This window comes from Microbulbifer variabilis (assembly GCF_052467165.1).
The window spans coordinates 3,630,697-3,653,671 of sequence record NZ_CP174301.1; the positions used below are offsets into that span (position 1 = coordinate 3,630,697).

Below are 22,975 nucleotides of genomic sequence, written 5' to 3' on the forward strand. Positions count from 1 at the left end.
AAAATGAATCAATTAATCAGCAAAATAAAAACCAATCAAGTCGCAATTTGGCTGGATGGAGAACAACTGCGCCTCAACAGCAAAAAAGATTTATCGAACAGCGATCTATTAGAGTTAATCAAAGAGCAAAAGTCGTCATTAACTCGCCTATTGAAATTTAATCATATTTACAGTAAAGGCGACTTTATCAATAGGATAATATTTTCCACACCCGAAGAGAAGTCTGAACTTAGTTTTGCCCAGGAAAGGTTATTATTTATTCATCAGTGGCAGCAAGGAAGTAATGCCTATCATATCCCGCACCTGATTCGACTATCCGATGATATTAACTACCCGGCATTAGTAGATGCCATTCAGTATATGGTTAGGCGCCATCCCATACTCAACACCATTTATCGCCTTCATGAAAATGGTGATGCTTACCAGCAGGTCCTTGATACCCCCTTAACTATTCGCTGTATATCAAAAAAGGACAATGCTGCTCTGTTAAATGGGCTGCAAGAAGCCATAGAACAGGACTTTGACCTGGCCAAAGGAAGACCGTTTAGGGTTATTCGACTTGATTCTCCCCAAGGAGCTTTTGTACTTTTTGTCTGGCACCATATTGCATTTGACGGCTGGTCAGCACAGATTTTTTTTACCGAATTATCTCATGCCTATTCTTCTTACTGTCTTGGGCAGGAGCCACAGCTCGCACAGATAGACATTCGGTACAGCGATTATGCCGTATGGCAAAGAGCATTTTTACAAGGAGAAGAATTACGAAATCTAGAGAATTACTGGCTTGAGCAACTGAATGGTTACAGCTCACTTCATTTATTCACAGATAGACCACGTCCGCCCCAACTCGATTACCGTGGGCAGATTTTGAAATTTTCTTTGGATACAAAGCTTTCACACCAATTAAGATTGTTAGCCCGAGAACAGAAGACAACACTGTATAGTCTAATGCTTAGCGGTTTTTATCTGTTACTTTCGACTTTAAGCGGCCAGAAAGACTTAGTTATCGGCACACCGTCAGAAAATCGTCACCATGCACAAACTCAGGGCGTGATAGGTTTTTTTGTTAACTTATTAGCGTTAAGGGGAGAAATAGATGAGAGCTTCACAATTGCACAATGGATAGATAAAGTTCATCAGCTTGTTCTAGGAGCCAAAGTTCACCAGGAGCTACCTTTTGAACGCTTAGTTAAACTGCTTAATGTGGAACGGGACCCTTCCCGTCATCCTTTGTTTCAGGTCGTATTCAGCCTAGAGAATACCTCGTCGAAGATCCGCGAAGAAGATAAAAACCTTCCATTTACTCAGCAGTCCTTAAGCGAGCTTAACCAAGGACTTTCAGATGATGAATCACAAGAGGGCACGCAGTATAATCAAGAGTATTCCCCTGCTAAATTTGATTTAAGTTTACATATTAATGACGGGCAGGTTGAACTTGACGGTTTTATTAATTTTTCTACTAGTTTATTTGACTTGCAGACAATTACTAGATTCTCCACTTTATATCAAAGGGTACTGGCGGAGATAGTTGCTGATGTACAGCAACCTATTGCTGATATGAACTTGATTTGTGAACAGGAGAAGAAAACCTTGTTGGTTGACTGGGTCAAAACCACACCATGCTCCCCACAAAATTTATGTCTTCACCAATTGTTTGAAATCCAGGCTAGGTCATTTGCCGATAAACCCGCGTTAACTTTTAAGCAGCAAACGTTAAGTTATGACCAATTAAATAATAGAGCTAACCAACTCGCTTTAAAGCTCCAGGCTGATTATCAATCAGCATATGGAGAGCACCTTAAATCCGGCACGCTGATCGGTATTTTCCTCGATCATAGCATGGAAATGGTGATTAGTATTATTGCAATTCTTAAAACGGGTTGCGCATACGTACCCATCTCTCCCAATTACCCATCAAGCAGAACCTTGTATATCCTCCAGGATACTGAAGTACCCATAGTCATCACCGACAATAAATACACCGGTACCTTTACGGCACTCTCTGACGAACTTGAGCTAACACCCGTATTAGTATTTGCAGATGCCTCTGTACCCTTAGCTGATGACGTCAGCCTCATACCTGTCAGCGATATTGAGCCTCAAGATTTGGCTTACGTAATTTATACCTCAGGTACGACAGGCAAACCTAAGGGAGTGCTACAAACTCATGAAAATGTGATGCGGCTGTTAGAAAGCACCCGGGCAGATTTGAGCTTCGATGATAACGATACCTGGGTCTTATATCACTCCTATACCTTTGACTTCAGTGTTTGGGAACTTTGGGGAGCCCTTACCACAGGCGGAAAGCTGGTAGTACCGACAACCGAAATCAAGACGGACCTTCCCGGATTCGTCCGCCTGTGTCAGCAAGAGCAAGTGACGGTGTTAAACCAAACGCCGGCTGCATTTTATGCCCTGGTTGATACATTGAGGTTCACTGGTGAACCTCTTGAATTACTTCGCTTGGTGATTTTGGGTGGGGAGAAATTAAATATTGAACAACTTAAAGAGTGGTGGGATACCAATGGTAGTAAGTCAATTAGGCTGGTAAATATGTATGGCCTCACAGAGACAACCGTGACTGCAACTTACAAAGAGCTGACAGTCGATGAAGATACCAGCCGTTCCAACATTGGGCGGCCCTTAAAACATATGAAGGCATATGTTCTCAATAGTAGATTAAAACCTTTACCTATCGGTGCCCCGGGTGAATTACATATAGGGGGAGCAGGATTGGCCAGGGAGTACCTCAATAGGGCGGAGCTCACAGCTGAAAAATTTATTAAAAATCCATTTATTTCACCAGAGGACGAGGTTAATACTCGACTTTATAAAACTGGTGATTTAGTCCGTTGGTTACCTAATGGCGAGCTGGAGTATTTGGGGCGAAATGATTCTCAAGTGAAGATCCGGGGTTATCGCATTGAATTAGGCGAAATTGAAGCTGTTCTTGCACAACATCCCAGGGTGCAGCAGGTGGTAGTAATAGACAGGTGCCAAGAAGAGAATAAGTACCTTGCTGCTTATGTGGTTCTAAGTGAAAAACAAGAATCAACTATTGATGAGTTAAAAGCTTTTGTTTCGGTTCACTTACCTGCCTATATGATACCAACAACCTTTACTTTGCTTGACGTTTTGCCGTTGACAATTAGCGGAAAACTAAATCGAAACGCACTGCCACTTCCCAATTTTACCACCGTAGCAGAATATGTTGAACCAGAAAATGAATTAGAGCGCGAGTTGTGCTTAATTTGGGAGAAGCTATTAGGTGTAGAGACCATAGGTGTACTTGACAATTTCTTTGATTTAGGCGGGGACTCAATATTGCTACTTAAAGTTTATCATCACTGTAGTCGCAGTAATATCCGGGTTTCGCCTAAATTACTTAATGAACAACCAACCATTAGGGGCTTGGCAGAAAAGATAAAATCACAATCTATACCTAACTTTTCATCCTGTACAGAAAATGAAATTGTTGACTTTTTGAAAGATTATAATGAGTTTAGAAAATTTATGACTTTCAATGGTGATAGTAATAAAACTGGTTTATTTTTGATTCCTGCGGCAGCAGGGCCAGAAACTTTTATCTCACTGGTGGAAAAGCTTGATATCGATCGTCCGGTCCAATTGTTGGAAAACATACAGGTGTACAGCGGTCGACAAATTAGATTGAACCATTTGATTGATTACTATTTAGCCGTGATACGTAAAAAGCAGCCGGGTGGACCATATTTTCTGGGGGGCTACTGCGAAGGAGCCATGGTTTCTCTCGGTATTGCTCAAAAGCTGGAAGCTTTAGGGGAGCAAGTTGAAATGTTGTTTTTAATTGATCCTGTAGTAATCACCATAGAACAAACTATGATTGATACTATAAAACAAGATTCCAGATTACTCGAATGTGGCCGTTTTGAAGCGGAAATGGTTGATACATTTCTATTTTATGCCGAATATGTTAAATCACTCCAACCCTATGGCGGACCTGCGATTTTCTTTGAAGGTAGCAGTGTCTCTGATGAAGCAACCCCGACACAAACCCTTGCTTTGATCAATGACTATATTGACATTCAAGGCGTATTTAAAAAGGGCTTCTCAACACCAAAAAATGGGTTCGAAGATCTGTTATTAAATTGCGATTATATTTCTATTAAAGCCAAACACGAGCGGGTCATGATCGAAGATGAGACTCTGAATACTATAGCCATGGCAATTAACCGTAAATTATCTGCTGGACAACAAACGTATCTAGCACCAGAAGCTCAAACTACAGAAATGTAAACCTGATTTTTCCAGGGGGGGGATTCGTCTTTTACAGAGTACGAATTCCCCTAAACAGGAAATTATGATTCTGGTATAGCCTTAAAATTATGTTTAAATTCAGTCAATCTCTAAATTATTTCCAACATCTCTCTAATACTTGAATATGTTTCATTAAGTATGATTGCCCTACAACTGATATCCGCCGGGGCTTTCAGGGGTATTACAGAGTTTTTCAGGGGCTCCTTAGGATGGGTTTATGAAGCGAATAGAATTAATCCGTTTATACGGATTTCAAATGGGATGGGGTTTTTTCTCCACCTATTTAATATTGCCTATATTAACGCCTTTGTTTTTAGCTATGGGTATGTCTATGCCGCAGCTGGGGATGATACTGGCAGTCATGGGGTTGTCAGTGATGCTTTTTGAATTACCTACTGGTAGCTTGGCGGATCAGATCGGTCGGAAAAAGGTATACTTAGTCTCTTTGACAATGGCTATGACTTGTTACGTGGTGCTATTGGTTTGGCAAAGTTTCTATGGAGCCTTGGTGGCGATGTTTTTATGGGGAGCTAGCCAGGCATTATTTTCAGGATCTTTAAATGCCTGGTTTGTAGAATGCTTTAACCAAGCTGAAGGTACAATGAGCCTACAGGAGGGTTTTGCGCGTATCGCGACTCGTGCCGGACTCATCGGAGCCCTAGGTGCACTATGCTGCGCCTTGGTCGTAGGAAGTGGGGAATATTTCGGACATCATGATCTGGATCTATATCGGGGACTTATATTTTTGGCGTTGCTAAGTAGTTTACTCTTGTTCGCCTTCACCAAGACAAAGATCAGGGAGAATCGTGTATTTGATCGTTTTCGACTTTCAAATATCAGTCAAATACCCAGCCAGCTCAGTTTAGGTATTAAAGCCTGTTACTCGCCATCACTATGGCGCTTGTTGTTGACTGTTATATTACTGACTCCAATAGCCAGTGCTATCGAAAAATATTGGCCGGTACGCTTAGAGGCCTTATCAGGCGATATGTCCGTGGGCTGGCTGTACGGATTATTAATGGCATTGATCATGCTATTAGGCAGTCTGTCAGCGAGAATTACTACCTGGATGACTCAATTTTTGAACCATCAATTGGGGAAAGTACTTTTGATAGCCAGCCTGATAAAATTATCTTTAGTGATGTTACTGGCGCTGTCTGGAGATTTGTTACTGTTTGTAAGTTTATTCTTATTGTTTAATTTTAGTATCGGTCTGGGGCTTTCTGCCTCTGCCCAGTTACAACATGAAGCAGTGGAGGACGAAGTCAGGTCAACTGTTGATTCCATCTTTTCATTAACAACTCGCTTTGGCGGTGTTATTGGTTCACTGGTTTGTGGTTTTGGCGCAGCCGTAATGGGATTGAACAATACCTGGTTATTGCTAGCAGCCATGGGGCTGTGTGGCAGTTGTATATTTTTGAGCCCGGAATTTAACCCCAAAGTAATAGCCAAAGACAGGCGAATGATAGAGCAAGGTTAGCGTCCAGTCTCATCCCCCTTCGGGGGGATTACCTACTTGCAGGAAAGCGATTGAATTCCTTAGGGTGGTTATATCGTCAAAACTTCTTTCTATTTTGAACATTCCTCTATCTCACCCCAGATAACCGGTCATTCGTGGATTTAAAGATTCAGCACCCGGGCTAAACGACATCTAATATAAGCCTCATTCCATAAGCGGCATCCATGGTCGCTTTGACTACACCCATATCGCAATTCTTGGTGGCTGATACGTCGCTCTCAATAAGGTGTTGGCTAATCTGTAGAAGGAGCTGAGATGGTGTGCTTATTGAGAAAAAAAGAAAAAACGTAGGGAAGAAGCACGGCATTCAGCATTCCATTAGCATTGAGCGGCCTAATAGTGAAATAGGCAGACTTCAAATCTGCTCAGCCATATGTAGAACAAAATCTCCCCAGCCCCCATTTCACAGGATTTAACCCACTTTTTGTGCCAAAATTTAGCAGTTTCCCCGCCCAAAACCCGCAGATTGCCCCTACTCGCGCCGATTGCTAAGATGCGCGCCTGCCGCTATGGCCCGGCTTCCCCTCTGGTTCCGTATTGCAACACTGGGGCTGCCAGCAAACCGATTCTCCCAAGCGTTACCCTCGCCTATCCGCAATGCGGAGGCCCGAGGCTTTCCACAGGAAAAGCGGTACCGAGGCCAGGTGCTATTTTTAACCGCGAGCGCACCGCGACGACTCCCTGCGACTACAGGAACGAAGTTTATGACCCAACCATCGCTGCAGCAGTTGGAACAACACGACGCCTTTATCCATCGCCATATTGGCCCCGATGCCAAACAGGTAGAGGCCATGCTGGAAACCCTCGGAGTTGCCAGCCTCGAAGAGCTGATCGAGAAAACCGTGCCCGAAGCCATTCGCAAGACCGATGAGCTGGATCTGGCCGATGCGATCAATGAAGTGGAGGCCCTCGCAGAGCTAAAAGATATTGCGGCGCGCAACAAGATCTACCGTACCTTTATAGGTATGGGTTACCACGACACCATTACCCCCAATGTGATCCTGCGCAACGTGCTGGAGAACCCGGGTTGGTACACCGCCTATACCCCTTACCAGCCGGAAATTGCCCAGGGCCGCCTGGAAGGCCTGCTGAACTTCCAGCAGATGATTATGGACCTCACCGGTATGGAACTAGCCAACGCCTCCATGCTGGATGAAGGTACCGCAGCAGCTGAAGCCATGGCCATGTGTAAGCGCCAGGTCAAACGCAACAAATCCAACGTCTACTTTGTGCACCGGGACTGCCACCCGCAGACCATCGCCGTAGTTAAAACCCGCGCCGAGCACTTCGGCTTCGAGGTCGTTGTCGGCGATGTGGAGAAAGATATCCCCGCCGAGCTGTTCGGCGCCCTGCTGCAATACCCCGGCAGCACCGGTCGCGTACGCGACCTGACCGATATCATCACCAAGGTGCACGAAGCCAACGCCCTGGTAACCGTGGCCGCAGACCTGATGAGCCTGGTAGCCCTGAGAGCACCGGGTGATATGGGTGCAGACGTAGTTGTTGGCTGTAACCAACGCTTCGGCATCCCCATGGGCTACGGTGGTCCCCACGCTGGTTTCTTCGCCTTCCGCGAAGCTTACAAGCGCTCCGCACCGGGTCGTATTATCGGCGTTTCCGTCGACAGCAAAGGCAAGCGTGCCCTGCGCATGGCTATGCAGACCCGCGAACAGCATATTCGCCGCGAGAAGGCCAACTCCAATATCTGTACTTCCCAGGTATTGTTGGCGGTAATGAGCGCTTTCTATGCGATTTACCACGGCCCCGAAGGCCTGAAAACCATCGCTGCCCGCATCCAGCGCCTGGCAGATATTCTCGCTTCCGCCCTGCAGCAGGAAGGCTTCAATCTGGCCCACGACAGCTGGTTCGATACCCTGAATGTCACCGTTGGCGCCAAGCAGGAAGAGATTTACCAGCGCGCCCTGGCCGCTGAGATCAACCTGCGTAAAATTGGTGAAGACGCCCTGGGTGTGAGTCTGAGTGAGACCGCCACCCTGCAGGATGTGTCCGACCTGATCAATGCCTTTATCGGCACCGAACACAGCATCGATCTGCATACTCTGGACAGCGAAATTGCCAGCAAGGGCTCCCTGGGTGTACCCGCCGCCCTGGTGCGCGATTCTGAATTCCTGACCCACCCGGTGTTCAACACCTACCACTCCGAGACCGAGATGCTGCGCTACCTCAAGTCTCTGGAAGCCAAGGATATCGCCCTGAATCACTCCATGATTCCCCTGGGCTCCTGCACCATGAAATTGAATGCCACAGCCGAGATGATCCCGGTCACCTGGCCAGAGTTCGGCAAGCTGCACCCCTTCGCACCCGTAGATCAAGCGGAAGGCTACGCGGAAATGTTCCGCCAGCTCCAGCAGATGCTGTCCGCCTGTACCGGTTACGATGCCGTTAGCCTGCAACCCAATGCCGGCTCCCAGGGCGAATACGCTGGCCTGGTTGCTATCAAGAAGTACTTCGAAGCGAAGGGCGAAACCCAGCGCGATATCTGCCTGATTCCCGCCTCTGCCCACGGCACCAACCCGGCTTCCGCCATGATGGTGAGTATGAAAGTGGTTGTGGTTGCCTGTGATGATAAAGGCAATGTGGATATCGAAGACCTGAAAGCCAAAATCGAAGAGCACGGCGACCGCGTTGCCGCACTGATGGTCACCTACCCATCCACCCACGGGGTATTTGAGGAAGGTATCCGCGAAGTTTGCGACCTGGTACACCAGGCTGGCGGCCAGGTTTATATTGATGGCGCCAACATGAACGCCCTGATCGGCGTCGCCGCGCCGGGCCAGTTCGGTGGTGACGTATCCCACCTGAACCTGCACAAAACTTTCTGTATCCCTCACGGTGGTGGCGGCCCCGGCATGGGCCCGATCGCTGTTGGCGAACACCTGAAGCCCTACCTGGCGGCCCACCCGGTGACTGAAGTACCGGAAACCAACCTGGATAACGGCACCATCTCCGCCGCTCCCTGGGGCTCCGCCAGTATCCTGCCAATCAGCTGGATGTATATCCGCATGATGGGTAAGCAGGGCATGAAGCAGGCTACTGAGATGGCAATCCTGAACGCCAACTACGTAGCCAAGAAGCTGGGTGAGCACTACTCCCTGCTCTACACCGGCACCAATGGCTTTGTTGCCCACGAATGCCTGGTTGACCTGCGCCCGCTCAAGGAAGCTAGCGGTATCACTGAAGAGGATATCGCCAAGCGCCTGATGGACTTTGGCTTCCACTCCCCTACCATGTCCTTCCCGGTAGCCGGCACCCTGATGATCGAACCTACCGAGAGTGAATCCAAGGGTGAGCTGGATCGCTTTATCGAAGCGATGGCAACAATTCGCCAGGAAGTGGAAGATGTAACCAGCGGTAAATACACCCCAGAGGACAATCCGCTGCACAATGCCCCTCATACCCTTGAGGACGTGATGAGCGAAGAGTGGGCCCACAGCTATTCCCGTGATATCGCTGCGCGCCCGGCAGCGTGGCTAAAAGAACACAAGGTGTGGCCGGCTGCCAACCGTATCGACAACGTATACGGCGACCGCAACCTGATCTGCTCCTGCCCTCCGATCGAGAGCTACTCCGAGTAAAATCCAACACTCTCACAGGTGGATTTAAAAGCGGGCTATATGCCCGCTTTTCTATATCATTAAGCACAATCAAAAATTACTAATCTATAAAGCTACACGAAAAGGAGTTGAAGTGAAGAAAACTGTGATCGGTCTATCCTTCCTGGCTATATCAAGTCCATCATTAGCAAGCGTAGCTATGCCCAGCTACCAGATTCCAGAAACTGTTGGTGTTCTACCCGATGGGAGGCTGGAAATTAATTTTCCACAAGCTTTTAATTCCGCATGTACAGATGGAAGTGGCAAACGTATTTATATTGAAGTAGGGAACTCCCAAGGCGTAACTCACGAGTCCATTAAACAAATTCAAAGTGTAGTTCTAGCTGCTCATGCTGCTCGAATACCAATTAAGTTTTGGTATGATCGGCCAAACAATGGGGCCATCTGTGAGGGAGGCAAGGTAGTAATGGCTTCGTAAAGTTGTTTCTAAGTACTGAGTAGGGGAAGCACTGCTGTTACCAACGTAAAAAGATATCAGGCTACCCCCGCTTGACTCAAAGAAATGACAATTGACCCAACATAGTAATTTTAGAATAAATACCAGAGTCAATAATTGAGTACACCTTTTTCACTCCCTTGAACTACTTTTCAATCTCCATTTTTTTTAAGACCTACCCCGCTTCATCGACTAATGCCAATTCCCACGGGGCTCTCAGCCAGGGTTTATATAATCACTTAAGGCAATTAGGGATCTCTGAAGTACCTGGCCATACTGTAGAAAGATAGCTGCTAGAATCTTTAGTCACATTAAAAATCATAGTGCCGCCACCAAGATTATTATTCTCATTACACGATGCTAAAGCGCTCGCTGCAGAAGCAGTATTCAACACAGTAGAAGCGCCAACACCCAACTTGGATCTATCGACCCCCAAATTTAAGTAATTCTGAATTCGTGAAGTACAGCTTGAGCCCAACCAATAGCTCATCTCCCAACCATAAGTTAATTGGTCGCCCAGTTTCTTCCCATTCCATTCAGCCTGAAAAGCATCGGTATCACTCCAAAGTGCTTTAGAAATAATTTTGTTAGGCATCTTCTCTCGTAATGCACTAGTCACTTTTACCAAGGAGTCAGAATAGGTTTGGCTGCACTGCGAGTACTCATCATCAATATCAATACCATCCAACCCATATTGATCCACGGCATCTTTGAGCTGCTGCGCGAAGTCATCAGCGGACTGCTCATCGGCAAAACAGGACCAACCTGCATTTTGGTGATTTCCGAGAACGCTGAGTACCACCTTCGTACCCTTGTTTTGTAAATCTTGTACTGTACTCAAATTGTTATTGAGCAGGTCTGACACTTGATTATTGAAATGCAAAACAGCTTTCTGGCCATCGTAATTAATATTTGCCGCGAAGATAACAGCTATATCGAACAACTGACTACCATCGCTCTCTGTAAAGCAGCCCGCATTGCCCAGGTTATTACTGTTAACCTCTATGTAGGCAACTTTCGGAGCAGATCCACTTTCCTGAGGAGTATCAGATTTACACAGTGTTGAGCCCAGCTCACGTATTTCATTCTTGCGTGAACCACACCCATATCCACTGCCATCCATGGAGGCATTATCGGCAAGGTTTGCAATTTCCCAGTCCCCCAGAACCGAACACAGCTCATCTTTATAAATTTGTGCCTCAAGATAGGTAACCGGGTCTGCATCGGATGAACAACTGCTTCCACTCACAACATGTGGTGCTGAAGGTTCAGACTTACATAATGTCTTCGCTATTTGGCGACTGTCATTACCCGTCAATTGGCAATTGGCCCCCAGATGTTCGATTGAAGCCCCACCTGATAGGCCGACTAAATCACCACTATTGAGAAGACCACAAAATTCATCAGGATAATTAAGCGCTTCAGAATAGCTTACTGTTGTAGCGTCCGAGGGACAGACATCCGAATTGACCACTTCAATATCTGCGTATGCACCAGCCTGAAATAGGAAGGTGGCGCAAACAGCTTGCATTGCTCTACGTGTTGGTTGCTTCATATCTTTTCTCATTTTTTATTATGTAGTTCTGTAAATTTTATAGCCTAACATCTCAAGTTAAAAAAATGGTGTAGAGCGTATGCTCTACACCCAATACTACGATCAACGAGGTGTTAGAATTTATAGTTTGCACCAATATATAATCGGCGACCAGAGTAATTATAATAAGTCATCCTGTTTTCCTGTTTCCAGAACCCCTCTGTCTTTTCCTCTGTTAAATTAATAATAGATGCCGTGAAATTGAGGTTTTCATTAAAGGTATAGCTGGCATTAAGATCAAGTTGCCCATAGGCTTTGTCGTACAAATTATATCCCTGATGAAGCCCTCCAGCCCGGTCATCCTTCCAATTGTAAGATGCTCGTACACTATACAAATCGTTTTCATAGTAACCGGAAAGGTTGTATTGATGCTTTGCCGTTCCAGGAATTTCTGCTTCAGTTTCTACACCATTAACAAATACTCCCGAAGTACTAGTGTCAGTGTAGGTATAATTAGCCATTACACCAAAACCACTTTCAAACGCATGTTGTGCAAATAGTTCAACACCTCTAGAAGTTGCCTCAGCACCTCCTGTTTTTGTAGTCATATCGACTTCAATGGGACCATTACAGCAACTGTGCTCACGCAATACGACTTCAGTTGTAGTTATAGGAAGATTGCTAATATCCTTACTAAATAATGTTGCTCCAAGTGCGGAACCATCAAGGTAATACCATTCAATTCCCAGGTCGAATTGATTGGAAAGCATCGCCTCTAGTCCAGTATTTGCGGAAGTACCGGTCCCACGTCCGGTCCAAGAATCCGGTGAATTTATATTTACAGGAGGGCCATATGACTCAGCCTGCCCCAAGTCAGCATAACTGACTCGAGACATGGTTTTTGCTGCAGCAAATCGTAATACCAGCTCATCAGTTAGATCCCAGGCAATATTTAAACTTGGCAGAAAGTTTTCACTATCAGCACTTCTATTATTTGCACTGGTAATATCTGTCTCTTGACCAATAATGTCATCGTATGTCGAGGTAGTTAGGTCTGTATTAACATAGCGGACACCAAGGTTACCCCGGAAAGCCTCCCACTCAAAGTCCGCCTGGGCATAAAGAGAAAATATTTTTTCCTCGATGGTATAGGTACCGGATAACACAGGAACTACAGTCCGGGTGAAATTATCACTCACGTAGGCTTTAAGCGCATCTATATCAAAAGGTAGATAGTTAATAGCCCCGGTATCGCCTGCGCTATTATCGATTACGTCGCTACCAAGTAAGATGGAAGTATCTGGATGAAAATCCGGGTTGTGGAACCATTCTGTACCCGACAACCACCCACGATAACCACCGTTATCCGAGATACCGTCATCCCACAAGAAAGTATCTCTTAGGGACTTTGCTTCATGATCCCGATATTTAGTACCGACATAGACTTTGTTGACTATTCCCCAATTGGTGTCAAATCCCAGGTCAAGCTGATAATAATCTTCTCTGTCCCGATTTTGGGTAGCGTCAGAACTAAACCAGTCATAGTATGGATAGGCCTCTTGATCCGAGGTGAGATCTGTAGAGATTTCGTAGCTAGGTTCCCCATCGGCAATAGACCACAGCCAACTATTTACAGAACCATAACGTGCATCCATATTTGCCATGATTCTTTCGGAGACACCACCTTTTGCAGAGCTTCGTCCAATATTTACTGCTGCTGTGTAAGAGTCACCTTCATAAAGAATTTCGAGGTCGAAGGTATGAGATTCTGATTCACCGTAGCTATCCTGCCCGGTCAATTGCGGAGACATTAAACCTCGCTCTACCTCGACACCACCATTGACATCAGCATCTCCCCAGTTATTCGCATTTAGCAGGCCGTTATCACCGTTGCCATAGGTAACTACGGTGTCCCCTTCCAGCTCAACGCCAAAGTAGGGGTTATGGTTATCATTCCATTCAGCTAAGGTGAGGTTCTGACTACGGGTATCGTATCCCAACTGGGAACCGAAATAGTTCAGAGAAAATTCCAAGCGCTCAGTTGGCCGCCATTGAGTGGTAATTTGATAACCATCCCTGGCCCTATCCTGCTCATGATTACCAATACCCATAGCCCTGGGCGCCCAAACATTGTTGTAAACTTCGCCAGTTTCCTGGTCAACAATTGCCGGGCGTTCGGCACCTTCAACCGTGTCTGAGTGGAATCGCCAATGGCTCGCGTAGTTTTCAATAGAGGTTACAGTTCTGCCCTGTTTGGTATAGCCAGCCAGAATACCGAAGGTTTCACTCTCATTTTTCCAGGAGTAAAAAGCACTATACTGCGGCTCCCACTGCTCATTGGTATCTGAATAAGTGGTTTCAGTCGTAATAACGCCCTCTCCAGACTCCATTTCCAGAGGTTTACGGCTGTGCAGAATAACTGTTCCACCAATTCCCCCTTCATCAATTCTAGCTTCCGGGCTTTTATAGACTTCTACCTTGCTGATCATGTTGGAAGGCAACAAAGTGTAATTAAAGCTACGAGATGGTGCTCCTCCATCGGAGGTTGCAATGTAATTTCCATTTAACTGGGTCAAGGTCCACTCAGCACTGGTGCCACGAATACTAACCCTACTACCCTCACCACCACTGCGGGTAATTGTTATTCCCGGTACACGTTGAAGTGAATCTGCAACATTTTTGTCCGGAAACTTGCCTACATCTTCTGCGGTTATCGCATCCACAATGGCATTGGAATCTCGTTTGATCTCCAAGTTTCTGGTGTTACTTTCAAGGATGCCAATTACCTCGATGTGCTCTATCGGCTTATCCTCACCGGAGGATTCTTCTGCATTAGCCATGTTACTAATGATTAGAACAATAGCGGAGGCTATAGTCTTGCGCTTAAGCCCCTTACTCCGAATTTTAACCTTGTTTAGACTATTCTTATTGATTGATTTCATAGCGTCCCAACTTTCTATTCTTTTTATCCGAGATTCAAAAAGTGCCAGCCCCCAAGTGGAGGGCTGACGCAAAACTGTCAGGGGACCCTAAACCCCAAAAAGACAGTTCATTTGTTGAGCACTAAAACCCTAAAAAAAAACCCTGATGAAGAGGTAATCAATACTGGGACACTAATGAAACAAAATCGGCGTCTTAGATTTTAAGAAAAAAATAAACAGTCACAGAAAGCCAAAAACAGTCAGCTAACTGTTTGTTTTTAAGAATAAAAACCTATGTCAAACTTAGGTATAGAATTTTCGGAAATGAATGAAATGGGCGGCTATCAACTCAACAGGAAAGGATAACGCAATACTCTCTCCAGAGTCGCTGAGGGTACTCAGCTTAATTGATCTTTATATATTGGACTGAACTTCATCACGATAATTTGCTGGAAGCTGTCCAAACATGCCTTTGAAGTGTCTACTGAAGTAACTATGCGACGTAAATCCCACCCGATAAGCAATTTCAGATATTGGGCTTTGCGTTTCCACTAACATACGGCGAGAGTTCTCTAATCTGACTTCCCGAACAAATTGCATAGGTGTTTTATCCAGATATTTTTTGAAACGCCGCTCTAATGCACTCACCGATAAACTCGCGGCCTCTGCCAAGTCCTCCACTGCAATTGGCTGGCTATAGTTATTTTTTATGTATTCAACTGGCCTTTTAAGTTTATCCATTCTAGAGAGAGTCTTAACTGTCTCTTTAAGATCTCGAGCTACGCCATAGGTTCCTATGATTTCTCCACTGGCACTCTTTAATGGGCGTTTTGATGTCGTAAACCAAACTAACTCGCCTGTTTTACCAATATTCAATTCCAGCCGATCTGTAATAGTCTCTCCTGCCATCACCCTTTTATCATCACGCATATAGTTTTTAGCGAGATAAGAAGGGGAGAAGTCCATATCTGAGCGGCCTACTACCTGATGCAAGGATCTGCATCCGACATGCTCAATAAACTCCCGGTTACAATGCACCACATAGCCGGATTCATCTTTTACCCAAAAAATAATATCTGATATAAGATCAAATACTGCAATGATCTGCTGAGTAGAGACTTGCTCTAAAATTGATTCGTACTTCATTATTCTTATCTACATTTTTAGTACTAACCGAAACCCAAGCTTTACTACTGACTAAAAAGCCCTCTTTAAACAATAAACCTAATCTGGAGAACGAAAGTCAGAAAAAGCACTAAAACGCTCCTTCTCTACACTCCCCACGCACTTCACCACCATACTCTGAAATAGTACGTTCAATCTCAAAATACCCTTGCGTACAAAAACCTGTTTCCAACATCTTTTGTTCAAGGGCCCAATCAAAGTAACTTTCAACTCGACGAGTCGAACCCACTTTTCTCACTGACTCATTTTGCGTTCGCCGCTGAGGGCTGGTATTCGCCACAACAGGCGCAGGTATATCACGTCGCTCTCGATTTATGCTGAATGTAAAACGCTTGGCGCCATTGGGGGCGATCTCAGTTTGAAAAGACTCCACCATCCCGGGAATAGGCCCATGGTTAGAACAAGCTGAAAGCAACAAAAAAAATAGTAGACCTGTTATTGTTCTCTGTCTGGGTGGAAATTTGTGAATCCGGGTACTATTCATTCCCATTCTGTCCTCTGAATTTATACACCATTTCAGCTAAAAGGCCTCTCAGCCCCCTTTTTCATCTCTTATTTAAACACTACGGTTTTATTCCCATGGATAAATACCCGCTCCTGCAACACCAATTGCAGGGCCCGGGAAAGTACTAGCTTTTCAACATCTCTACCGGCATCTGCCATAGATTCTGCGGAGTAAGCATGGTCTACATGAATGATATCCTGCTCAATAATCGGCCCTTCATCCAGGTCATCAGTAACAAAGTGCGCTGTGGCTCCAATGATCTTCACACCACGTTCATAGGCCTGCTGGTAGGGCTTTGCTCCAATAAAGGCAGGTAGGAAGGAGTGGTGAATATTGATGATGCGACCGCTATAGCGGGCTACAAAATCAGAAGTGAGTACACGCATATATTTGGCCAGCACCAGGTAATCCGGGTTGTACTCATCTACTAACGCAGCAACCTGTTGCTCATGTGCCACACGATCCATCCCTTCCGCAGGCACGCAATGGAAGGGAATATCAAACTTTTGTACCAGGCTCGCCAGATCAGGGTGGTTACCGATCACTGCTGTGATTTCCACATCCAAGGCACCTGAATAGCATTTCATCAGTATATCCCCCAAGCAGTGAGGCTCACGGGTAACCATCAGCACCAGGCGTTTCTTACGCTCTGTCGAAACCAGGCGCCGCTCAGCACCTTGAGGTAGGGCCATATCCAGATCTTCCAGGAAAGTTGCATCATTGAAGATCCCTTCAAGGGCAGTACGCATAAAGAAGCGCCCCTGTTCCCGGTCTACAAACTCGTCATTCTTGATGATATTGAGCTGGTGCTTGTAGCAAATGTTGGTAATCTTCGCGATCAGCCCCTTATCATCAGGGCAGTCGGTCAGCAGTATCTTCTTTTCCATGGTCGAATTTCAGGCCAAATATCCAGACATCAGACTATACACTATGCCGTCTTATAGATTCAGCGATCCATTTTGGGGAGAACATGGATAAAAACCTTTACGCCGATCATATGGCCACCCTGTGCCGCCGCTACGACGAAATCCTCGAGCAGAGCGGGTTTGAAATCCTCAACGTATTCAGTGGCGCTCCCAGGGTGCAGTTCCTGGACGATAACTACTACCCGTTTAAGGTGAACCCCCACTTTAAGGCACTGGTTCCCATTACCGACAATCCCCACAGCTGGGTTATCTATCAGCGCGGACAAAAGCCAAAGCTTTTGTTCTACCGCCCAGTAGACTTTTGGCACTATGTACCGCCGGCACCCCAGACCTTCTGGAGCGATTTCTACGATATCGAGCTACTGAGCAAGCCGGCCGATGCCCAGGCGTTCCTGAGCCCAGAGAATGCTGCTTTTATCGGTAAGAGCGACAAGCTGCAAGGCTGGTCACTGGGGGAGGAAAATCCGGAGCTTCTGATCAACCGCTTGCACTGGGCCCGCGCTTATAAAACGCCTTATGAGGTCGCCTGCCTGCGTGAGGCGAACCGTATTGCGGTCAATGGGCACCGCGCCGCCGAGCAGGCTTTCCGCAGTGGCGCCAGTGAATTTGAAATCAACCAGGCCTACCTGGGCGCTGCTGGCCAGGGCGAGAACCGTATGCCCTACGGCAATATTGTTGCCCTGAATGAACACGCTGCAATCCTGCACTACACCCACCTGTCTACTGAACGCCTGCCTGAGTCGCAATTGAAAAGCTTCCTGATCGATGCGGGTGCCGACTGCAATGGCTACTGCTCTGATATCACTCGCACCTACGCCTATGCCGATAATGAGTTCGCAGAGCTGGTAACGGCTATGGATGAAAAGCAGTTGCAGCTGGTAGACGGCCTCAAACCTGGCCTGCCTTACCCGGAACTACATCGCCAGTGCCACTTAAACGTGGGAGAGCTGTTGGCCCAATTTGGCATTATCAAAACCTCTGCCGAGAGTGCTGTGGAATCCGGCTTAACTCGCCCATTCCTGCCACACGGTCTGGGTCACTTCCTCGGCCTCCAGGTACACGATGTCGGCGGTCACCAGACCGGCCCCGATGGAGGCACGACACCCCCACCGGCCGAGTACCCGTTCCTGCGTACCAGCCGAACTATCGAGGAGAACCAGGTATTTACCATCGAGCCGGGACTCTACTTTATCGATAGCCTATTGGGAGAGCTAAAAGACTCAGACCTCGCTGCCGAGGTTAACTGGGATAAGGTCGACAGCTTCCGCCCCTATGGCGGCGTGCGCATTGAAGACAATATTGTTGTACACGCATCCGGTAACGAAAACCTTTCTCGCAACCCTTAGTTCATAGGCTAAAGCAATATTGTGAGAGTGCTTACAGGTAAGCGCTCTCGCAATACCTTTACGTTACTCCGAAAGTTAAAACATTAAAGAACGCCCTACCGCTCCCGCTTTTCCTCTCGCCGCTTGCGCCCCTAAGCTGCTTGCCCCCTCACCCAAAAGAAGCCAAAGTCCATCACCGGTATTACAACAAGAAAAGGGACAATTCATGAGAAAAAAAACACTGGCAACGCTTATCGCAGCCACAGTTCTAGCCGCAGCCAATAGCGCTTATGCAAAATCAATCGAATATATTTTTTACGATAAAGAGGGCATTGCCGGCTCTGAAATTATTCACCAGGATGGAGCAAAGGTATCTGGTGAATTAAAGCTCAGCTGGAATAACCGCCGCCTAAACCTCAAGGAGAGCTTCACTATCGGTGAGGCGGCAATGCCCGAGCAACTATCCATTGAAGGGATCAGCCCATTTGGTGCTCCAGTCAGCGAAGAATTTTCCCTGGAAAATGGTGTCGCTCGCTGGAAAGGTTCCGATGAACATGGCAGTGCAAAAACTTCCGAAGCTCAATTTTATATTCCCAAGAACAGCACCCTTGCCGTACAGGCGCAATTGGTAAAAGCACTGATTGCCGATGCAGATCAAAATATTGATTTACTGCCGCAGGGAAAAGCACGCCTCCATAAGCTTGATAAAGTGACCCTGCAACAAGGCGAGAAAAAGAAAACGGTCCACCTTTACGGCGTAAGTGGCCTGGGCTTTACCCCAGATCTCGCCTGGTACGATGAAAATGGGGATTTATTTGCCTCCGATGAGGGGGGATGGTTCGCCATCCTGCGCAAAGGTTGGGATAAATCTCACCTCGAAGAACTGAAAACCCGGCAAGTCGCAGCCGCAGACCAGTACCTGCAAGGTATTGCCAAAAAACATACCCACACATCAACCCAACCCATCCTGATCAGCAACGTCAACCTGGTTGATGTTGAATCTGGCAAACTACAGAGAAAGCAGCATGTTCTGATCAAAGATGGAAAGATCGCAAAAATCAGTAAAAAACCGATCAAAGCCAACGGGGCAACCACCATTGATGCCCGTAACCATACGCTGATCCCCGGCCTCTGGGATATGCACGCCCACTTATCCCCTACCGATGGTGTTCTGAATATGGCCGCTGGCATTGTCAATGTTCGCGACATCGGTAATACCCATGAAAGTATCATGCGTATTGAAGGGATGTTTGAGTCAGAGCAAATCATTGGCGGCGACCTATTCCGCGCGGGCTTTATGGACCGGGAAAGCGAAAATGCCATGCGTATGGGCAAGACTGCAGACAGCCTGGAAGAAGCTAAGGATATTGTCGAATGGTACGCGGATCGCGGCTATCAGCAAATTAAAACCTACAGCTCAATGGAGCCCGAGTGGATCGCTCCCTTAGCCAAGCATATCCACGAAAATGGTATGCGTTTATCCGGCCATATCCCTGCATTTATGACCGCCGAGGAAGCCGTGGATGCGGGCTTTGATGAAATTCAGCATATCAATATGCTGTTCCTGAATTTTATGGGCAAGATAGATACCCGTAAAAGACTGCGCTTTACAGAAATCGGGGAGCACGCCCACGAGCTGGATCTGGATAGCAAAGAAGTGGCTGCTTTCCTGGATAAGCTAGCCAAGAAAGGGACTGTCGTAGACGCAACCACCACCGTATTCAGCTCGATGTTACTGCGCCAGCCGGGCAAAGTAGATCCTGAATTTGCCGATATTACCGACCACCTTCCAGTGAATATCCAGCGCGCTTTTGTTGGGGCCGAACTGGATGTGAAGCCGGAACACCGGGATGACTACGACCTTTCAGCGGAAGCCCTGCTGGCCATGATGCTCAAGCTACACGAGCACAAGGTCACTATGGTAGCGGGCTCCGATGGTATCCCCGGATTTACCCTGTTACGTGAACTGGAGCTCTATGCCAAAGCCGGTATTCCCAATATTGATGTGCTGCGCACGGCCACCCTGGTACCGGCTCAGGTTATGGGGGCCGACGAGTACACTGGCAGTATTGCGGTGGGGAAAAATGCAGACCTGGTTTTACTGGAGGGAAATCCTCTCGAGGATATTACCGCGCTGCGTCGCACTGCACTGGTGCTCGAGGGGCAGAATATGTATCGCCCGGATGAGCTTTACACAGCTTTGGGTATTAAATCTTTCCACCCTTCAGTGCCATTTGAATTAAATAACACTACTACAGTGGCCACCAAGTCCCAGTAAACGGAAAAAACAGAAGCGGAAAAAACAGAAAAGAAAAAACCGGCAATCCAAATGATCGCCGGTTTTTCTACTTATAAATTGACTAAGCCAGTTCTGTACGCACAGTACGCGCAGCCTCTACCATATTCAGCAAGGATGACCCCACCTCAGCCCAGTTACGGGTTTTAAGGCCGCAATCCGGATTTACCCAGAGGCGCTCTACCGGAACCACTTCGGCAATTTTCTTCAGGCGATCCACCAATTCTCCTCGCTCAGGTACATTGGGTGAATGGATATCGTAAATGCCAGGTCCAATTTCATTGGGGTAACCACCAGCCTTGTCGGCAAAAGCGCTGAGCAGGCGCAGGTCAGATCTCGCAGATTCAATAGTAATCACATCCGCATCAAGGGAAACAATCGCATCCATAATTGCATTGAAATTGCTGTAGCACATATGAGTATGGATTTGCGTTTCCGCTTTCACTTCACTGCAGGTATAGCGGAAACAACCCACCGCCCACGAGAAGTAATCTGCATGTTCTGATTCTCTCAAGGGCACGCCTTCGCGCAGAGCCGGCTCATCTATTTGAATAATACCGATACCCGCCGACTCCAGGTCCAGAACCTCCTCACGCAAAGCCCTGGCAATTTGCAGGCAGCTCTCACTGCGGTGAATATCCTCTCGCGGGAAGGACCAGTTGAGAATTGTTACCGGGCCAGTCAACATGCCTTTTACAGGTTTTTTGGTAAGGCTCTGTGCGTAGCTGCTCCACTCCACAGTTATTGCCTGGGGCCGGGAAATATCCCCAAAAATAATCGGCGGTTTTACACAGCGGGAACCATAACTCTGCACCCAACCATTGCCGGTATGCACAAATCCATCAAGCTGTTCACCAAAGTACTCAACCATGTCGTTGCGCTCCGCTTCACCGTGAACCAGAACATCCAAGCCAAGAATTTCCTGCCGCCGGATCGCTTCAGCAATCTCCGCGCGCAAATGCTCCAGATAATCTTTTTCACTGATTTCACTATTGCGATACTGGCGGCGAACCTTGCGCAGTAGATCAGTCTGTGGGAATGAACCGATAGTCGTTGTAGGCAGCAGTGGTAATTGCCAGCGCTCAGCCTGCACGGGAACACGCTCCAGGTAACCCTGTTCACGCCATGTATCCCGTAGCTGTTGGGCAACTGAACCGCTTTTATCACCGCTCTTCAACTCGGTTACGGTCGTACTTACCTCTTGATCTAGAAGACTTTGCAGGTGCACCAGCTCATCCAGTTTTTGGCGAGCGTAGGCAAGTTTTTGCTTTTGCTCCACGGGCAGGGAGATTTCAGTATCCAGGTCTACCGGGCTGTGTAGCAACGAACAACTGGCTGAGATCCACAAGCGGTCACCCAGCTTTTCCGCCATTGGCTTCAGGACACGCTGCCATTTATCCAGATCTGCACGCCAGATGTTACGTCCGTTCACCACACCCGCAGAAAGTACCTGCTTATCACCAAGGAGATCGCGGGCGGTATTTAATTCTTCTGGCGCTCGTATACAGTCAAGATGCACACCATCCACTGGCAGAGAGAAAGCCAGCTGTAGATTTTCCCGCAGTGGGGAAAAGTAAGTTGCCAGGAGTAAATTCAGGCTGCCAGAATCCGCGCCAATCCCCTTGTATGCACCAATAAATGCAGAGCGCCATTCTTCTGGCAAGTCCAAACCCAGGATTGGTTCATCGAGCTGAACCCACCCCACACCGAGATCAGCCAGCTGCGAAAACAACTGTGTGTAACACGGCAACAAACTCGGCAACAGGGACAAAGCGCTATCAACGCCTCTTCCCAACCATAGGTAGGTTAAGGGACCCATTACAACCGGCTTTACTTTATGCCCCTGAACCTGAGCTTCACGCACTTCATCCAACAACCATTCACTATCCAGGGAGAAGGCCTGTTGATCAGTAAGCTCCGGTACCAGGTAGTGGTAGTTAGTATCAAACCACTTGGTCATGGCACTGGCCGCAACCGGCTGCCCAGAGGGCGCTCGCCCCCGCGCCAAACGAAAGTACTGATCCAGTTTGTTCTCCGCGGCACCTTCAGAAAAACGATCGCCCACCACACCAAACATCAACGAGTGATTCAGTACCTGGTCATACCAGGCAAAATCTCCCACTGTCACCCAATCCAGACCGGCATCACTCTGTGCCTGCCAGTTGCTACGACGTATTTCCTCTCCCTCCTGCAAGAGTTGCTGCTGGGAAATTTCCCCACGCCAGTATGCCTCCTGGGCCTTCTTTAACTCACGATTGGCCCCGATACGGGGATAGCCAAGAATATGTGTCTGCGCCATGTCTCTGTTACCAAGTCCATTCCTGTGAGGGAGCATCGCTCCGTGTATACGGTCGTTCGCGGTAAATCGCCGGTTCCAGATCCCGTCACACACTCCGC

At 47.3% G+C, this 22,975-nt stretch carries 11 protein-coding genes; 6 read left to right on the forward strand and 5 right to left on the reverse strand.

The window, feature by feature from the left end; genetic code table 11:
- Positions 1 to 3 precede the first annotated feature (3 nt).
- From ACJJIP_RS16100 to ACJJIP_RS16115, 4 genes are all read left to right on the forward strand, one after another.
- Complete coding sequence (locus ACJJIP_RS16100) at positions 4 to 4,275, forward strand: non-ribosomal peptide synthetase (RefSeq protein WP_444945568.1); 4,272 nt, start codon at positions 4 to 6, stop codon at positions 4,273 to 4,275.
- Positions 4,276 to 4,513: 238 nt separating this feature from the next.
- A complete protein-coding gene (locus ACJJIP_RS16105) occupies positions 4,514 to 5,776 on the forward strand; it encodes an MFS transporter (protein ID WP_353376904.1) in 1,263 nt (420 codons plus the stop codon).
- A gap of 743 nt (positions 5,777 to 6,519) precedes the next feature.
- Positions 6,520 to 9,411: an aminomethyl-transferring glycine dehydrogenase gene (gene gcvP, locus ACJJIP_RS16110; RefSeq protein ID WP_444945569.1), complete on the forward strand. Its 2,892-nt coding sequence runs from the start codon at positions 6,520 to 6,522 to the stop codon at positions 9,409 to 9,411.
- Positions 9,412 to 9,523: 112 nt separating this feature from the next.
- On the forward strand, positions 9,524 to 9,868 hold the full coding sequence (locus ACJJIP_RS16115) for a hypothetical protein (protein WP_157533367.1): 345 nt from the start codon (positions 9,524 to 9,526) through the stop codon (positions 9,866 to 9,868).
- 253 nt (positions 9,869 to 10,121) lie between these two features.
- Here the strand turns inward: ACJJIP_RS16115 and ACJJIP_RS16120 are convergent, their stop codons facing one another.
- The 4 genes from ACJJIP_RS16120 to purU all read right to left on the reverse strand — a co-directional run bounded on the left by ACJJIP_RS16120 (position 10,122) and on the right by purU (position 16,918).
- Positions 10,122 to 11,453, reverse strand: coding sequence for a glycosyl hydrolase family 18 protein (locus ACJJIP_RS16120; protein WP_282951485.1), 1,332 nt, complete (start codon positions 11,451 to 11,453; stop codon positions 10,122 to 10,124).
- 101 nt (positions 11,454 to 11,554) lie between these two features.
- Positions 11,555 to 14,362, reverse strand: a complete 2,808-nt coding sequence (locus ACJJIP_RS16125; RefSeq protein ID WP_444945570.1) for a TonB-dependent receptor — start codon at positions 14,360 to 14,362, stop codon at positions 11,555 to 11,557.
- A gap of 393 nt (positions 14,363 to 14,755) precedes the next feature.
- A complete protein-coding gene (locus ACJJIP_RS16130; RefSeq protein WP_020412128.1) occupies positions 14,756 to 15,487 on the reverse strand; it encodes an AraC family transcriptional regulator in 732 nt (243 codons plus the stop codon).
- Between the two features lie 591 nt (positions 15,488 to 16,078).
- Positions 16,079 to 16,918, reverse strand: coding sequence for a formyltetrahydrofolate deformylase (gene purU, locus ACJJIP_RS16135; protein WP_444945571.1), 840 nt, complete (start codon positions 16,916 to 16,918; stop codon positions 16,079 to 16,081).
- An 83-nt stretch (positions 16,919 to 17,001) separates the two neighbouring features.
- Between purU and pepQ the strand changes: the two genes are divergently transcribed.
- Together pepQ and ACJJIP_RS16145 are read left to right on the forward strand one after the other, a co-directional pair.
- Positions 17,002 to 18,303: a Xaa-Pro dipeptidase gene (gene pepQ / locus ACJJIP_RS16140; protein WP_444945572.1), complete on the forward strand. Its 1,302-nt coding sequence runs from the start codon at positions 17,002 to 17,004 to the stop codon at positions 18,301 to 18,303.
- 205 nt (positions 18,304 to 18,508) lie between these two features.
- Positions 18,509 to 20,560: an amidohydrolase family protein gene (locus ACJJIP_RS16145; protein ID WP_444945573.1), complete on the forward strand. Its 2,052-nt coding sequence runs from the start codon at positions 18,509 to 18,511 to the stop codon at positions 20,558 to 20,560.
- Positions 20,561 to 20,642: 82 nt separating this feature from the next.
- On the opposite strand, the gene metE is transcribed toward ACJJIP_RS16145, so the two are convergent.
- The gene (metE, locus tag ACJJIP_RS16150) at positions 20,643 to 22,877 is read right to left on the reverse strand and encodes a 5-methyltetrahydropteroyltriglutamate--homocysteine S-methyltransferase (protein ID WP_444945574.1); all 2,235 of its coding nucleotides are present in this window, start codon (positions 22,875 to 22,877) and stop codon (positions 20,643 to 20,645) included.
- Positions 22,878 to 22,975: the final 98 nt, after the last annotated feature.

Excerpts from the sequence above, each read along its gene's own strand:
- ACJJIP_RS16100 (WP_444945568.1), top strand. The coding sequence starts at position 4 with ATGAATCAATTAATCAGCAAAATAAAAACCAATCAAGTCGCAATTTGG.
- ACJJIP_RS16105 (WP_353376904.1), top strand. The coding sequence starts at position 4,514 with ATGAAGCGAATAGAATTAATCCGTTTATACGGATTTCAAATGGGATGG.
- gcvP (WP_444945569.1), top strand. The coding sequence starts at position 6,520 with ATGACCCAACCATCGCTGCAGCAGTTGGAACAACACGACGCCTTTATC.
- ACJJIP_RS16120 (WP_282951485.1), bottom strand. The coding sequence starts at position 11,453 with ATGAGAAAAGATATGAAGCAACCAACACGTAGAGCAATGCAAGCTGTT.
- ACJJIP_RS16125 (WP_444945570.1), bottom strand. The coding sequence starts at position 14,362 with ATGAAATCAATCAATAAGAATAGTCTAAACAAGGTTAAAATTCGGAGT.
- ACJJIP_RS16130 (WP_020412128.1), bottom strand. The coding sequence starts at position 15,487 with ATGAAGTACGAATCAATTTTAGAGCAAGTCTCTACTCAGCAGATCATT.
- purU (WP_444945571.1), bottom strand. The coding sequence starts at position 16,918 with ATGGAAAAGAAGATACTGCTGACCGACTGCCCTGATGATAAGGGGCTG.
- pepQ (WP_444945572.1), top strand. The coding sequence starts at position 17,002 with ATGGATAAAAACCTTTACGCCGATCATATGGCCACCCTGTGCCGCCGC.
- ACJJIP_RS16145 (WP_444945573.1), top strand. The coding sequence starts at position 18,509 with ATGAGAAAAAAAACACTGGCAACGCTTATCGCAGCCACAGTTCTAGCC.
- metE (WP_444945574.1), bottom strand. The coding sequence starts at position 22,877 with ATGGCGCAGACACATATTCTTGGCTATCCCCGTATCGGGGCCAATCGT.